Here is a 1,014-nt window from a genome sequence, read left to right as displayed (position 1 = left end):
AAGCCTTGGTGCTTTATAATCTGCGTTATTTCTCCAAGGCATCAGTTCTGTTTCAGGAATGTCTACGCTTGAATCCAGGAGATAGTGTAGCACAAATTTATCTTGGACAATGTCAACTTCATACTCGCCTCTCTGGAGTGACTAAAATCAAGCAACCATTAAAATCTAGTTTACAAAATTTTGATTATGATGTAATATACAAACCTAACAACAAACTGTAGTCTTCGAGTCTGGGCTTCACTTTGATTAAATCCAGATCAGGTAAGGCTTTTAGGTAAGCGCGATTGACCAAAGGTCACGCTACGCGAACGCTCTTTTTGTGACAAATGCGGCTAATACCGCAATCAATTCCATCAGAATCCCACGCTAAAAACGTAGTGTTAGCGTGGGAGAGTCACCTAACTTGGTATCAATTTAAAGATTGACCGTTGGATGTTGAAGATGCCAATTTTTCCAATTGCTCCTGCTGGTCTTGGCTAATGCAAGCTTGAATCAATCCCTCCAAGTCCCCCTCCAGCAAAGGAGCGAGGGAATAATTTTGACCCAGTCGGTGATCGGTAACCCGATTATCTTTGTAGTTGTAGGTACGGATTTTCTCAGAACGAGCCCCTGTACCAACTTGGGCACGCCTCATCGAGGTCACCGCTTCTTGCTGTTCCTGTAACTTGATCTCGTACAGCTTAGCCCGGAGAATTTGCATAGCTCGCTCTCGGTTTTGCAGCTGAGATCGTTCTTCTGTACAGAAAATGCGAATTCCTGTAGGCTTGTGGTATAAATCAACTGCCGTTTCCACTTTGTTTACGTTCTGACCACCAGCACCACCCGAACGGGCTGTAGAAATTTCGATCTCCTTGGGGTCAATCTCCACATCCACCTCATCAACTTCCGGCATCACGGCTACCGTTGCTGTTGAGGTGTGAACTCTACCGCCAGCCTCAGTTACAGGTACTCGTTGGACTCGATGAACCCCAGCTTCAAACTTCAGCTTGCTGTAAACTTGCTCTCCCTGAATTT

Annotated in this window: 2 protein-coding genes; one reads left to right on the top strand and one right to left on the bottom strand. The window is 45.2% G+C overall.

Going from position 1 to position 1,014, the window contains the following annotated elements; all coding sequences use genetic code 11:
- A partial coding sequence (locus F6K38_RS43105) for a hypothetical protein (protein ID WP_287361074.1) occupies positions 1 to 221 on the top strand: 221 nt, incomplete at its 5' end.
- A 188-nt stretch (positions 222 to 409) separates the two neighbouring features.
- Here the strand turns inward: F6K38_RS43105 and F6K38_RS43100 are convergent.
- Positions 410 to 1,014 (bottom strand): peptide chain release factor-like protein (locus tag F6K38_RS43100; RefSeq protein WP_287361072.1); only part of this gene is annotated, 605 nt, incomplete at its 5' end.

The sequence above is a fragment of the Moorena sp. SIO3B2 genome (assembly GCF_010692525.1).
GTDB lineage: Bacteria > Cyanobacteriota > Cyanobacteriia > Cyanobacteriales > Coleofasciculaceae > Moorena > Moorena producens.
The sequence above is the reverse complement of the archived record's forward strand: the minus strand, read 5'-3'. Positions and strand labels throughout refer to the sequence as shown.